Source organism: Kitasatospora sp. MBT63 (assembly GCF_000710465.2).
Taxonomy (GTDB): domain Bacteria; phylum Actinomycetota; class Actinomycetes; order Streptomycetales; family Streptomycetaceae; genus Kitasatospora.
Window position 1 is genome coordinate 1 of the sequence record NZ_JAIZ01000304.1, and the last position, 13,872, is coordinate 13,872.

Annotated in this window: 11 protein-coding genes and 1 pseudogene; 4 read left to right on the forward strand and 8 right to left on the reverse strand. The window is 74.7% G+C overall.

The genetic code is table 11. The features are described from left to right. Positions 1-121: 121 nt before the first annotated feature. Positions 122-1,408 (reverse strand): ABC transporter substrate-binding protein, encoded by a 1,287-nt coding sequence (locus tag AA75_RS18765; RefSeq protein WP_051812748.1) that lies wholly within the window; start codon positions 1,406-1,408, stop codon positions 122-124. Positions 1,409-1,712: 304 nt separating this feature from the next. Between AA75_RS18765 and AA75_RS18770 the strand changes: the two genes are divergently transcribed. Continuing rightward, positions 1,713-2,096: a hypothetical protein gene (locus tag AA75_RS18770; RefSeq protein ID WP_033821253.1), complete on the forward strand. Its 384-nt coding sequence runs from the start codon at positions 1,713-1,715 to the stop codon at positions 2,094-2,096. A 35-nt stretch (positions 2,097-2,131) separates the two neighbouring features. Here AA75_RS18770 and AA75_RS18775 read toward each other — a convergent pair whose 3' ends face one another. The 3 genes from AA75_RS18775 to AA75_RS18785 all read right to left on the reverse strand — a co-directional run bounded on the left by AA75_RS18775 (position 2,132) and on the right by AA75_RS18785 (position 5,264). After that, positions 2,132-3,070 (reverse strand): ABC transporter permease, encoded by a 939-nt coding sequence (locus AA75_RS18775; RefSeq protein ID WP_033821254.1) that lies wholly within the window; start codon positions 3,068-3,070, stop codon positions 2,132-2,134. After that, positions 3,057-3,986, reverse strand: a complete 930-nt coding sequence (locus AA75_RS18780; protein WP_233289083.1) for an ABC transporter ATP-binding protein — start codon at positions 3,984-3,986, stop codon at positions 3,057-3,059. Before AA75_RS18780 ends, AA75_RS18775 begins: the two co-directional genes overlap by 14 nt. 75 nt (positions 3,987-4,061) lie before the next feature. Beyond that, on the reverse strand, positions 4,062-5,264 hold the full coding sequence (locus tag AA75_RS18785) for a hypothetical protein (RefSeq protein ID WP_033821256.1): 1,203 nt from the start codon (positions 5,262-5,264) through the stop codon (positions 4,062-4,064). Between the two features lie 171 nt (positions 5,265-5,435). Between AA75_RS18785 and AA75_RS18790 the strand changes: the two genes are divergently transcribed. Further along, positions 5,436-8,030: a bifunctional FO biosynthesis protein CofGH gene (locus AA75_RS18790; protein ID WP_082526630.1), complete on the forward strand. Its 2,595-nt coding sequence runs from the start codon at positions 5,436-5,438 to the stop codon at positions 8,028-8,030. 130 nt (positions 8,031-8,160) lie between these two features. Here the strand turns inward: AA75_RS18790 and AA75_RS18795 are convergent, their stop codons facing one another. Then, positions 8,161-9,261 (reverse strand): tyrosine-protein phosphatase, encoded by a 1,101-nt coding sequence (locus AA75_RS18795; protein WP_033821258.1) that lies wholly within the window; start codon positions 9,259-9,261, stop codon positions 8,161-8,163. Positions 9,262-9,461: 200 nt separating this feature from the next. On the opposite strand from AA75_RS18795, the gene AA75_RS18800 reads away from it, so the two are divergent. Continuing rightward, on the forward strand, positions 9,462-10,559 hold the full coding sequence (locus tag AA75_RS18800) for an ADP-ribosylglycohydrolase family protein (protein WP_033821259.1): 1,098 nt from the start codon (positions 9,462-9,464) through the stop codon (positions 10,557-10,559). A 98-nt stretch (positions 10,560-10,657) separates the two neighbouring features. Here AA75_RS18800 and AA75_RS18805 read toward each other — a convergent pair whose 3' ends face one another. From AA75_RS18805 to AA75_RS18815, 3 genes are all read right to left on the reverse strand, one after another. Then, positions 10,658-10,867: a DUF397 domain-containing protein gene (locus AA75_RS18805; protein ID WP_033821260.1), complete on the reverse strand. Its 210-nt coding sequence runs from the start codon at positions 10,865-10,867 to the stop codon at positions 10,658-10,660. Then, positions 10,864-11,724 (reverse strand): helix-turn-helix transcriptional regulator, encoded by an 861-nt coding sequence (locus AA75_RS18810; RefSeq protein WP_033821264.1) that lies wholly within the window; start codon positions 11,722-11,724, stop codon positions 10,864-10,866. Before AA75_RS18810 ends, AA75_RS18805 begins: the two co-directional genes overlap by 4 nt. A 661-nt stretch (positions 11,725-12,385) precedes the next feature. Further along, positions 12,386-13,093 (reverse strand): GPP34 family phosphoprotein, encoded by a 708-nt coding sequence (locus tag AA75_RS18815; RefSeq protein WP_033821261.1) that lies wholly within the window; start codon positions 13,091-13,093, stop codon positions 12,386-12,388. 320 nt (positions 13,094-13,413) lie between these two features. On the opposite strand from AA75_RS18815, the pseudogene AA75_RS18820 reads away from it, so the two are divergent. Then, a pseudogene (locus AA75_RS18820) lies at positions 13,414-13,872 on the forward strand (hypothetical protein); the annotation flags it as partial.

The following is a 13,872-nucleotide window of genomic DNA, read 5'->3' on the forward strand; positions in this document are numbered from 1 at the left end:
AGGCGCGCAGACGCCCGCGGCCGGCGCGCCTGCGCCCGCGCCCGCCACCGCTCCCGTGCCCGCCGACACCCCGGCCGGGACGCCCACCGCGTCCTGACCCGAGCCCCGGCCCGGCACCGGATCAGCCCCCGGCCGCCCGGACCAGCGCGTCCTGGAACCGCGGTACGTCCCGGTCCGCCAGGAAGACGGTCAGCGCCGCGTCGATCCGCGCACCCCACGCCGCGGAGGCCACCACCCCGTGGGTCAGCGAGCCGACGGCCACACCGTCGCGCCACTGGTCCAGCGACCACCGCGCGTACGGCCCGAACAGCGCCAGGGCCTGCGGCGGCAGGTCGGTCCGGGCCGGGATCGCGCCCTTGGCCCCGTTGAACGCCAGCTGGCCGTCGAGGCTGCCGCACTCGGCGAGCCAGGCCAGCGCGGCCTCCCGGTGCCGCGCGCCCGCCGCCAGCGTGAACGTGTCGCTCATGTACTGGAACACCCCGTCGGTCCCCGGCGCCGCCGCCCAGTCGTAGCCGACCCGCGGCCGCAGCGCCAGCGTCCCGCGCAGGTACGCCTCCGCCCAGTCGCCCATCACCTGGTACCCGGCCTGCCCCGAGGCGACCAGCGCCGTGGCATCCTCCCAGCCGGTCATCGAACGGTCGGCCGGGTTGCTCAGCGCCAGCAGGTCGCGCAGGTCGCGCAGCGCCGCCGCGACCGCCGCCGAGTCCCAGCCGGTACCGCGCCACAGCGCGTCCCAGCCCTGCGGCCCGACCCCCGCCAGCAGCACCGTCTCCCACAGGTGGCGGCAGCTCCAGGAACCGCCGACCGCGAGCCCGACCGGCCCGCTCCGGGCCACCCGGCGCGCGCTGTCGAGCAGCTCCGCGACGGTCCGCGGCGCCGGGTCGGCCCCGGCCCGGGAGAGCACCGCCGGGTTCGACCACAGCATGTTGGTGCGGTGGATGCCGACCGGGACGCCGTAGTAGCCGCCGTCCTCGCCCCGCAGCCGCGGCAGCAGCTCCGCCGGGAAGCGCTCCGCCCAGCCCTGCTGCCGGTAGAGCTGGTCGAGCGGGGCGAGCCGCCCGGCCGCGGCCCGGCCGGCCAGCTCGGCGCCGGCGTGGCACTGGAAGCTGTCCGGCGGATCGCCGGCCGCCAGCCGGCGCTCCAGCTCGGCCTGCGGACCGGCCGCGGCCCGGCTGCTGCGCGCCCCGTTGTAGCAGGCCAGCAGCGGGGCCCGGCCCTTGAAGTCGGCCAGCAGCGCGAGCAGCCCGTTCTGGTCGGCGCCCTCGGTCCACCAGGAGTACAGCTCCAACTGCCCGCTGGGGCCCGGCGCGGAGGCCCGCGCGGCGCCCGCCCTGCCGTACCCGGCCAGCGCGGTGAGCGCCCCTACGGCGGGCACACCGAGCAGGAGCCCCCTACGGGTGATCGGCATGCTGACGGGCTCCCCCGGTCGTGCGGACGTCGGTGGCCGCAGGTCGGTCGGTACGCCGGGCGAACGTCTGCTGCACGCTCGGTGACGACGCCCCATCCCACCCGGCCGGGCCGCGGGCCGTCAAGCCGCGTGGCCGTACGGGCCCGCCGTGCCCGGGCCGGGGCCGGGTGAACATCTCGTTTCCGGATCTCCTCAAGCGGAGCACTCTGCTGCTAACGTCCGGGGTGCCACGGGTGGTTCACCCGCGGCTGTCGCCGGGCATCCAGCTCGGCACCGTGCCCTGGGGCCCGCAGGAGGGCTTGCGATGGTCGACCTCACGCGGCGGATCAGCCGCCCCTCGCGCCGGGCCGTCCGCCCGGGAGCCGTCGCGGACCCGGTCCGGGTCCCCGCCGTACGGCGCGATCCCGCCAGCGCGGAGACCGGGGAGCTGGTGCTCACCCAGGGCCCGCCCGGCGGACCGACGACCATCCAGTGGCAGCGCCCCGGCTGTCCGACGATCACCCTGGCACCGCCGTACCGGCTGGACCGGGTCGACCTCAAGGGTTCCTACCGGGCCCGGCTGCACGGGCTGACCGCCGGGGTCCGGCTGGTCTGCCCGGACTGGTCGCCGCTGTTCCTGGTCGCCCCCGCCCAACTGGCGCTGCTGGCCTGCGCCGCAGCGACCTCCCGGCTGCCGCCGCACGCCTGACCGGCCCGTACGCCTGACCGGCCCGGGCGCCGGCGCTACGCCGTGATGTCCCGGGACGCGAACCGCGCCCACGCCGCCGAGCCGAACACGGCCACGTACACCGCCTGCAGGCCGAGGTTGTCCAGCACGTTGTCCCAGTACATCGGGGTGCGCAGGAGATCGCCGAAGCTCAGCCAGCCGTGCGTGAACAGGTACGGCTGCACCGCGTGCAACTGCGGGAAACTGTCCAGGATCTGCACCGTGATCACCAGCACCACGGTGGTCGCCATCGCGGCGATCCCACTGCCCGTCAGGGTGGAGACGAACAGGCCGATCGCGACCAGCCCGGCCAGCGAGGCCGCCACCACCGCGGCCACCAGCAGCGCCCGCAGCAGCGCGGCGCCCGGCCCGATCGCGTCCCCGGACAGCAGGGTGACCTCGCCCATCGGGAACAGCGCGGCGCCGGTCGCCAGCGCCGACAGGGCGACCACGGCCGTGGCCACCGCGCAGTACACCAGCGCCGCCGTGAACTTGGCGGCCAGCAGCCTGGTCCGCCCGGCGGGCGCGACCAGCAGGTAGCGCAGCGTCCCGGCGCTCGCCTCACCCGCGACCGCGTCGCCCGCCACCACCCCGACCGACATCGGCAGGAACACCGGCAGGGTCAGCGCGAGAGCGGTGAAGACCAGGAACAGCCCGTTCTGGGTCACCTGGGCGACGAAGGCCGGACCCCCGCCGCCGCTCTCACCGCCGGTCTCGACCCGCACCACCACGCCGATCAGTACCGGCAGCGCCGCCAGGATGGAGAGCAGGGCGAGCGTCCGGGCCCGCCGGAAGGTCAGGCCCACCTCGCTGCGGAACAGCGCCAGGAAACCCGCCGCCGTCTGCGGCCGGACCCCGGCCCGGACCCCGGCCCGGACCACCGCCCCGGACACCGCCCGCTCCGGCGCCACCCGCTCCGGCGCCATCTCCTCCGGCGACACCTCAGCCCGCGACATCGAATCCCTCCCCGGTCAGCGCCACGAAGGCGTCCTCCAGCGTGCCGCGCTCCACCCCGAAGCCGTGCACCCGAACCCCGGCCCCCACCAGCGCGGCGCACAGCTCCGCCAGTACCTGCTCGCCGAACTCGGCGGTGCCCTCCACCCGGCCGTCCCCGGCCCGGACCTCCGCCACCCGGTGCGCGGCCAGCACCTTCGCCGCCTGCTCCACGTCCGGGGTACGGACCACCAGCCGGCCCTGCGCCCGGGCGGCCAGCTCGGCCACCGTGCCCTGGACCAGCAGCCGGCCCCGGGACATCACCGCCGCATGGGAGCAGACCTGCTCGATCTCGTCCAGCAGGTGGGAGGAGAGGAACACCGTGGTGCCCTCCGCCGCGACCTCCCGCACCAGCGCCCGGATCTCCCGCATGCCCTGCGGGTCCAGCCCGTTGGTGGGCTCGTCCAGCACCAGCAGCTCACGCGGCACCAGCAGGGCCGACGCCAGCCCCAGGCGCTGCTTCATGCCGAGCGAGTACGCCTTGGCCTTCTTGCCGGCCGCCGCCGTCAGCCCGACCCGCTCCAGCGCCTCGCCGACCCGGCGCCTGCGGGTGGCCGGGTCGGCGGTCGGGTCGGCCGCGTCGAACCGCGCCAGGTTGTCCCGGCCGGAGAGGAAGCCGTACAGGGCCGGGCCCTCGATCAGCGCGCCGACCCTGGGCAGCACCCGGCCGGCCGACTGCGGCATCTGCCCGCCGAGCACCGTCGCCACGCCGGCGGTGGGCGCGATCAGGCCCATCAGCATCCGGATGGTGGTGGTCTTGCCGGAACCGTTGGGCCCGAGGAAGCCGAAGACACTGCCCCGGGGGACCGTCAGGTCCAGCCCGTCGACGGCGAGCTGGCCGCCGCCGAACCGCTTGGTCAGTCCGCGGGTGCGGATCACGTCGTCGGCGGCGGAAGGGGCCGGGCCGCCCTCGGCGGCCCGGCCCGTCGACCGCTCCGTCACCGGAGAGGCCACCTACTTCACCCCGGCCGCGCTCTGCAGCACCGGCAGCGTCACGGCACCCGCGAAGACCCGGCCGTCATCGGTGACCAGCACGTTCAGCAGCCGGGTGCTGATCAGCGAACCGCCGCCGACCGGCTTGCCCAGCGACTTCACCAGCGCGAGCGGGTTGTCCGGCCCGCCCTTGCCGTGGCCGCGGGCGTCCTGGCCGGCCCCGGCCGACGGGCCGCCCTCGGGCAGCCGGGTGGAGAGCACCGCCGTCCACCCCTCCCCGACCACGTTGACTCCGGGGTCCCCGCCCGGCCGGGCGGGCTCGGCCTTCCCACGCGCGGCCCCGGCAGCCTCGGCGGCCTCGGCGGCGCCCGCGGGCGCACCCGCCGCGGCGTCCCGGCCCTCCGTCACCTTGGCGCCCTTCGGCGCGCTGAACTCGAAGGTCTTCGCGGCCGGGGTGGCGAACGACACCGAGCTGAAGTGCGCGTCCAGCACCGGGCTGCCGCCACCGGCGACCTGCACCAGCACCCCGAGCGGCACCCCGTGCTCCGCGTCGACCGCGATCCGTACCTCACGGACGGTCGAGCCGGCCTGGGTGGGCTTCACGCTCAGCTTGTACGCGGCGCGCCCGGCGACCTCGACGGTGCCGTCCACCGTCACCGAGGTGGTGCCTGCACCCGCCGCCAGGACCTGCTTCGCCAGCTCCTGCGGCGTCAGCGAGCCCGCCCCGAGCGGAGCCCCGGCCGCCCGGCCGTGCCCGGCGTCCTTCGGCAGCACCACGTGGTGCGCCTCGTTGGCCTTGCTGTCCCAGGCCCAGAGCTGGTCGCCGTTGTGCACCACCTCGTAGCCGCCCAGCTCGCCGACCAGGCCGAGCCGCTGCCGGTCCGGCCCGTCCGCGGCCACCTGCAGGGTGTGCTCGCCGCCGAGCAGTTCGAGCGCCTTCGCCTGCGGCGACGCGCCGCCGCCCCCGGCCGCGCCCAGCAGCTGGGACGGCACCCCGAGATCGGCCTTGACCTTCACCGTGCCGCTGAACGCGTCGGTCTCACTGCCCAGCACCTTCGCCACCAGCTGCTCGGCGCTGACCGCCGGCAGGTTCGGCGCGGAGTCGCTGGCCAGCGCGGGCACCAGCCCGGCACCGGCCGCGACCACGGCCCCGACGGCCACGGGCACCAGTACCCGTCCCACCGTGCGGCGCCGCGTGCGGTACGGCGTGTCCTGATCCACCATGTTCTCCCACCCTCGGTAGCTGCTGTTGCCCTACCCATTAGAGGCCCTGCGACCCGCCCCGGGCATCGCTCCACAGGCTCAGACCGGCGTACGCCTGGCGACCCACCCGACCCTGAGCCCGGGTCAGGGTCGGATCCTCCTGCGGTCTGACGGCTCGCGTATCGTCACCCCATGGACGCAACGGACGCCCCTCGGCCCGAACCCCGGCCCGCCCCCACCGCCAACTCGATGCGCCGGGCGCTGCGCCGGGCCCGGGACGGCGTCGCGCTGGATCCGGGCGAGGCCGCGGTGCTGCTCCAGGCCAGGGGCGAGGACCTGCGGGACCTGTGCGCCGGGGCGGCCCGGGTCCGGGACGCCGGGCTCGCCGAGGCCGGGCGGCCCGGGGTGATCACGTACTCCAAGAAGGTGTTCATCCCGCTCACCCGGCTGTGCCGGGACCGCTGCCACTACTGCACCTTCGTCACCGTGCCGGGCAAGCTGAAGCGGGCCGGGCACGGCATGTTCCTCTCCCCGGACGAGGTACTGGAGATCGCCCGTCAGGGTGCATCCCTGGGCTGCAAGGAGGCCCTGTTCACGCTCGGCGACCGGCCCGAGGACCGCTGGCCCGAGGCCCGCGAGTGGCTGGACGCGCACGGGTACGACGACACCCTCGCCTATGTGCGGGCGATGGCGGTGCGGGTGCTGGAGGAGACCGGCCTGCTTCCCCACCTCAACCCCGGGGTGCTGAGCTGGACCGACTTCCAGCGGCTCAAGCCGGTCGCCCCGTCCATGGGCATGATGCTGGAGACCACCGCGACCCGGCTGTGGTCCGAGCCCGGCGGTCCGCACCACGGCTCGCCGGACAAGGAGCCGGCCGTACGGCTGCGGGTGCTGGAGGACGCGGGCCGCAGCGCCGTCCCCTTCACCACCGGGGTGCTGATCGGCATCGGCGAGACGTACGAGGAGCGGGCCGACGCGCTGTTCGCGATCCGGCGGATCTCCCGGCAGTACCACGGCGTCCAGGAAGTGATCGTGCAGAACTTCCGGGCCAAGCCGGACACCGCGATGCGCGCCATGCCGGACGCCGAACTGTCCGAACTGGCCGCCGCCATCGCGGTGACCCGGCTGGTGCTCGGACCCGCCGCCCGGATCCAGGCACCGCCGAACCTGGTCGACGAGCAGTACCCGCTGATCATCGGCGCGGGCATCGACGACTGGGGCGGCGTCTCCCCGCTGACCCCCGACCACGTCAACCCCGAGCGGCCCTGGCCGCACATCGAGGAGCTGGCCGCCCGCACCGCCGCGGAGGGCTTCGAGCTGCGCGAGCGGCTCACCGTGTACCCCGAGTACCTGCTGCGCGGCGAGCCCTGGCTGGACCCGCGGATCATGCCGCACGTCCGGGCACTGGCCGACCCGGAGACCGGGCTGGCCCGGCCGGACGCCTTCCCCGCCGGGCTGCCCTGGCAGGAGCCGGAGGACCTGCCCGCCTCGTACGGGCGCACCGACCTGCACCGCACCATCGACACCGAGGGGCGGACGGGGGACCGGCGGGCGGACTTCGACGAGGTGTACGGGGACTGGGAGGCGCTGCGCGAACAGGTCGCCGCGAGCGCCCCCGAGCGGCTGGCGGGCGACCTGCGCGAGGCGCTGGCCGTCGCCGCCGACGACCCCACCCGGCTGACGGACGAGCAGGCCCTCGCCCTGTTCCACGCCGACGGCCCGGCCCTGGACGCGCTCTGCCGGATCGCCGACGACGTGCGCCGCTCCGCGGTCGGCGAGGAGGTCACCTACTGCGTCACCCGGAACATCAACTTCACCAACGTCTGCTACACCGGCTGCCGGTTCTGCGCCTTCGCCCAGCGCCGCACCGACGCCGACGCCTACACCCTCTCGCTGGAACAGGTCGCCGACCGGGCCGAGCAGGCCTGGGAGGTCGGGGCCACCGAGGTCTGCATGCAGGGCGGCATCCACCCGGACCTGCCCGGCACGGCCTACTTCGACATCGCCCGCGCCGTGAAGGCCCGGGTGCCGGGCATCCACGTGCACGCCTTCTCCCCGATGGAGGTGGTCAACGGCGCGACCAGGACCGGGCTGTCGATCCGCGACTGGCTCCAGCAGGCCAAGGAGGCCGGCCTCGACAGCATCCCCGGCACGGCCGCCGAGATCCTCGACGACGAGGTCCGCTGGGTGCTCACCAAGGGCAAACTCCCCGCCGCCACCTGGGTGGAGGTGGTCTCCACCGCCCACGAGCTGGGCCTGCGCTCGTCCTCGACCATGATGTACGGCCACGTCGACACCCCGGCGCACTGGCTCGGCCACCTGCGGCTGCTCGCCCGGATCCAGCAACGCACCGGCGGGTTCACCGAGTTCGTCACGCTGCCGTTCATCCACACCAACGCCCCGGTGTACCTGGCCGGCATCGCCCGGCCGGGCCCGACCGCGCGCGACAACCGGGCCGTGGTGGCGATGGCCCGGCTGCTGCTGCACCCGCACATCCCCAACATCCAGACCAGCTGGGTGAAGCTGGGCGCCGAGGGCGCCGCCGAGATGCTCCGCTCCGGCGCCAACGACCTCGGCGGCACCCTGATGGAGGAGACCATCTCCCGGATGGCCGGATCCCGGTACGGCAGCTACAAGTCGGTCCGGGAGCTGCAGTCGATCGCGGAGGCGGCCGGCCGGCCGCACCGCCAGCGCACCACCACCTACGGCGAGGTGCCCGCCGAACGCCGCGCCGCCGCGCTCGCCTCCGACGGACACCTGCCGGAGCTGCTGCCGGTCCTGGACTGACCGCCGGGGAACGCCCGGGCCCGCCGCCCCACGGCCCTCGGCCGGACGGCGTGCCGTGGGGCGTCCTGTGGGGCGGCGCTCAGCCGGACGGCGGCCCGTGGCGCACCTCGATGCCGAGTTCGCCGGTGGCTCAGCCGACCAGCAGGTCCCGGCGCAGGTCGCGCAGGTCGCGCCGGTCCTGGTGCAGCCCCTTGTCCAGGTAGGCGTCGAAGGAGCCGAAGTCGGCGGCGACCTGGTCGAAGCCGGCGTTCAGGTACTCGGGGCGGACGTCCAGCAGCGGCTTGTAGACGGCCTGGTAGGCCGGCGGCAGCTTCGCCAGGACGGCCGCGTTGGCCTCGGCCCGGTAGGTGTTGCTGGCCAGGTAGTCGGCCTCGACGGTGCCGCGCGGCACGCCGAGCGCGGTCAGCAGGGTGGCACCGGCCCAGCCGGTGCGGTCCTTGCCCGCGGTGCAGTGGAAGAGCACCGCGCCCCGGCCCTCGCCGACCGCGTCCAGCACCGAACGGTAGGCGGCCTTCGCACTGTCGGCGGAGACCATGGTCCGCTCCGCGTCCACCATGGCCCGGACGGCGGCCTGCGGGGTGGTCACGTTGAAGGCACCGGTGTCGGCGACGCCGAGCACGTTGGCGGCGACCACTGTGGCACCGGCCGGGACCTTGTCCGGCGCCGCGGTCCGCTCGGCGGGGGTGCGCAGGTCGAACACGGTCCGGATGCCGAGGCGGCGGAGCTCGGCCAGGTCGGTGTCGGTCAGCCGGCCGAGGTCGTCCGAGCGGTAGACCACGCCCAGCTTCACCCAGTGGCCGTCGGCGGTGCGGTAGCCGCCCTCGTCGCGGAAGTTGGGCGCCGAGGCCAGGTGCAGCGAGCGGTCGGCCACGGTCAGCGCCTCGCCGCGGTCCGGCACCAGGTCGAAGTACCAGCGGTCGGCGGCGGCCAGGCCTTTGACGGTGACGGTGGCGGAGCCGTTGCCGCGGGCGACCGGCACCCGGTGCGCGACGCGGTCGCGGTCGGTGCCGGCGTACACGGTGACCTTGCGGACGCCGGGGGCGGTCCAGGTGAGGCTGAAGCTGCCGTCGGCCTGCTGGGTGGCGGTGGCGGCGGTGAACGGGATCCGGGTGTGCTGCGCCTGCGCGGGCAGCGGCGCGGCCGAGGCCGGGCCGGCGAGGGTGGCGGCACCGGCGGTCAGGGCGGCGGTGAGGGCCGCCGCGACGGCCGGGCGGCGGGGGATGGTGGTCATGGCCCGGGACCCCTAGGCAGGCCGGGTCGGACCCCGGTGGCCTGCGAATGTCCCGATATCAACAAAATGTTGAAGATCTGGCGTCCGGGGCCGGGGGGCGGACGTCCGAGGTCGGGAGGTGAACCCGACAACCTCTTCGAATACAGTGCGGTGGCGCTCGAACGAAAGCGGGCGCCCGCCGGACGAAAGGCCCTTCTGTGATGCCCCTGTGGTCACGCGCGCAGCAGCAGGACTTCCGCAGCCGGGTACGGGGCTGCCTGCTGGGCGGGGCGATCGGTGACGCGCTCGGCGCCGGGATCGAGTTCGAGTCGCTGGAGAAGATCGTCGCCGCCCACGGCCCGAAGGGCGTCACCGGGTACGTCCCGGCGTACGGACGGCGCGGAGCGATCACCGACGACACCCAGATGACGCTCTACACCCTGGACGGCCTGATCCGGGCGCACATCAGCCGCGACGGCGGCAACTGGCACCCGCCCACCGACGTCCACCGCGCCTACCTGCGCTGGGCCGCCACCCAGCGCGACTGGGGCCCGGACGAGCGCCGCCCCGACCTCGGCTGGCTCGGCCGCGAGGAGTGGCTGTACGCGCAGCGCGCCCCCGGCCAGTCCTGCCTCTCCGGTCTCTCCGGCCCGGACGCCGACCGGCTCGGCACCGTCGAGCAGCCCCGCAACCCGCACTCCAAGGGGTGCGGCACCGTGATGCGGGCCGCGCCGTTCGGCCTGCTCACCGCCTGGGAGCCCGGCCTGGTCTTCCAGCTCGCCGTCGAGTGCTCGGTGCTGACCCACGGCCACCCCACCGGCTACCTCTCGGCCGGTGCCTTCGCGGTGATCGTCCACACGGTGGCCCGCGGCGGCACCCTGGAGGAAGGGGTGCACCTCGCCCTCGCGCTGCTCTCCGAGCGGCCCCGGCACGAGGAGACCACCGCCGCGCTCCGGGCCGCCCTGGACGCCGTCCGGGCCGGCGCACCCTCGCAGAAGCGGGTGGAGGCGCTCGGGGAGGGCTGGGTGGCCGAGGAGGCGCTGTCCATCGGGCTGTACTGCGCCCTGGTCGCCGAGGACGTGAAGTCCGGTCTGCTGCTGGCCGTCAACCACTCCGGGGACAGCGACTCCACCGGCTCGGTCTGCGGCAACCTGCTCGGGGTACTGCACGGGGAGACGGCACTGCCGTCCGAGCTGGTGGTCGAACTGGAGGGCCGCGGCGCCATCCTGGAGCTGGCCGACGACTTCGTCCTGGAACTCATGCACGGCCCGGAACTGCACGGCACCGAGGGCTGGCGGACCCGCTACCCGACGGGCTGACCCCCGGCCGCCGGCCCACGGCCGCGCGCCCCCGGCCCCCGGTACGCAGCGGTGCCCGCCGCGGGACGGCGGCGGGCACCGGGCGTGCGACGGACCGGTCAGACCTCGCCGAAGGCGCCGGCCGCGGCCGCGGCGGCGAACGCCGCCCAGCCCTCGTTGGAGAAGTGCAGCTGCGGGCCCTCGGGGTCCTTGGAGTCACGTACGGCGATCGAGACGGAGCTGGGGACCGCGATCTCCACGCATGCGCCGTTGCCGCCGCTGTGGCTGCTCTTGCGCCAGGTCAGGTTGCTCGTGGACTTGGTGCTCATGTGGCTCTGAACCTCTCTACGTAGGTGTGGATCAATGACCGGCTCTCCGCGACGCTGAGTGCTGCGGCCCGCAGGTGGTCATAGAGATTGGTATAGCGGCGGACGTCGGCGTCCTTCTCCAGGTAGAGATCGCTCGTCACCCCTTCGAAGTAGACAACTGTCGAATCCGCGGACTCGGGGAACTCCATCAGGGAGAATGTCCCGGTCATACCGGGGTGTGCCCCGTAGTCGAAGGGGATCACCTGCAGGTTGATGTTGGCCCGCTGGCTCAGCGTCAGCAGCTGGTCCAGCTGGTCGGCCATCACCGCCGGGCTGCCCACCGCCCGGCGGAGCACGGCCTCGTCTATGACCACCCACAGGCTCCCGAGCTGGTCCTCGCCGTAGATCCGGTCCTGCCGCTTCAGCCGGACGTCCACCCGCCGCTTGATCGCGCCCGGGTCGGTGTCGGGCTGGGTGCCCGCCACCACCGCCTCGGCGTACTCCCTGGTCTGCAACAGGCCCGGGATGAACGAGGATTCGTAGGCCCGGATCGACGAGGCCTCCGCCTCCAGACCGATGTACACGCTGTACGGGATGTCGCCGAAGTCGTGCCACCAGCCGCGCTGCCGGGACTCCCGGGCCATCTCCATCAGGCCGGCCCGGATCCGTTCGTCCGTCACCTCGTAGACGTCGCACAGGTCGCGCACGTCCCGCTGGCTGATGCTGCGACGCCCGTTCTCCAGCCGGCTGATCTTCGACTGGGAGACCATCAGGCGGCCGGCCACCTCTTCGGCGGTCATCTGCCGCAGTTCACGCAGGCGCCGCAGCTCGGCACCGAGTCTCCGGCGCCGGACTGTGGGATTGACGCTGGTGGACACATCGACCTCCGGCCGGTCCTCTGGCGCGGCGGACGGCGCGGCGCCTCGGAAGAGTGTGGAAATTGGTACCAACCCCCTGATGTGGAGCAGCATGCCATCTCGTCTCCGGTCCGTGCCGGGGAATCACCTGAGCGCAGTAGAACAGATCATCGGAAAACCGTTCATTCCGGATCATGGGCCTTGCGCTCCGACCACCCTTACCGGTAAGGGCGTTCGCGGCACACGGTCGCGCCCCCGCCGAGCCGTGCGCCGCCGCCCTCGCCCGGTGCCGGGCACCGCATCTGACGATGGGTCGGACCGTGAACCTGACGGTGGGTCGGACGGCGGACCGGCCCGCCGGATCCGACTGTATGCCCTCGCACGGACGGTGAGGCGCGCGGCGTCCGTGCCTGCGGACGCGGTCCGGGACGGCTTGCGCCCGGGGGCCGCAGGTGGAGGACGGCGGCCGGTGCGCGGCGGCCGGTGCGCGGCGCGCGCTCGGCGGGTGGACCGGTCGGTCGGCGGACCGGTCCCGGTGACGGCCTCGCCGTCCGCTCACCGGCGCCTCACCGCCCCCGCAGCCGTCCCGTCCCGGAACGGCTGCGGGGCGGCCCGACCGGCGTCTGGTGCGCCGGGCGGGACCGCCCCGAGAAGTGCCTAGCCACCTAACAGCGCGCGCCGGTCATCGCGCGCCCACCCGTGCTGCCACACCACGCCCCGGTGCGGGGCGGCCGGGCGGGCTCGCCGGCGCGCGGTTCTGCTGGACCGGCAGGCCGTTCTGCACGTCCATGACGGCGTGCGCGACCATGCCGCCCAGCGGGTCGTAGCGGATCAGGTCGCGCAGCCGTGACCGCGAGGACCTGCCCTCGTTACCGGGGTAGAGGTGCTTCCCCAGTCCGACCGCGTGGGCCAGCGCGGCCAGCGCCGCCGTCCGGGGGTCCGGCGGCACGCCGGTCCGGATCGCGGTGTCGAGCCGCTGCTTGATCGCGCCGTTGGTGCAGTCGTCGGACGCCTGATAGCGCGTCGTCGGCAGCACACCGCACATCTGGCCCGGCACCGCCGTCACCATCCCGCACCGTTCGAGGTGCGCGAGGTACGTCTGGCGCAGCCCCAGCCGGGGCCCACCGATCCAGTGCGCGGCACGGACCGGACTGCCACGTCGGCGCAGCAGTTCCAGTGCGTGGTCCAGGGTGGGATCACCGGTCGGCCGGGCCATCACCACGGCGATCCGATCTCCGTCCGGGACTATCCGTCCGGCCAGGGACAGCTCCACCAGCTGTGCCCCGGCAAGTCCGAGGTCGAGGGTCTGCGGCTGCGCCGTGGTACCCGTGGCCGGGTCCAGTGCGAGCAGCAACAGCTCCTCGGGAATTGTTCTGCGGCTCCTGCCCATCCAAGCCTCCCCGCGTGGATGAATGACAGAGTGACGCCTCTCACACAGGCTTGTCGAGTACGCCTCCGAATCGTGACCTTGCCGCACAAGGCCCCGTGAGCCGGGGAACCGCCGCCGAAGGGCGCAGCGTCTGAACCGGGGAGCAGCCCGGGCGGGCGCAATAACCGCCGGTCGGGCGGGGTGCGCGCGCCCCCGGGGTCTCCGGTGCCGGAGACTGTACTGCTAGCGGAGCAGGACGAGAACCTGCGCGAAAAAAGAACTCGGCGGTAACTCGACGGTCGGCCCGGGCAGGGCCGGGCGGACAAGGAGGAGTGGGTCACGTGGGCGAGTCCCCCGACGGAGTGCGCAACGACGGCGAGAGCGGGCCGGCCGAGCCCGAGCAGGCCGGGTCGGGTACCGGGTCGAGCAGCTCCACGGTGCAGCTGCGTGTCCAGGATCTGGACTCCCGGACCACCGCGCTGCGCCTGCCGGTGGACAACGCCACCACGGCCCTGCGGGTGCCGAAGGAGGTCGTGGCCGCGGCCGAGGCCGAGGTCGACGCCAGGGCCAAGGCCGGTACGGCGGCCGGGAGCGACGGCCGGCCGCAGGACCGGGACGGGGCCCGGGCCGGCGCGAGCCCGGCCGGCCGGGACGCGAAGGACCAGCCGGACGAGCCGGACCAGGAGGAACCGGCCGGAGGCCGGGCGGAGTCGGACCGGTCCTCGCGGCCGGCGTCCGAGGCGCCCGGGGGCGGTGCGGACCGCGCGGGCCGCGACGGACCCGCGGCCGAGCCGCGGGTC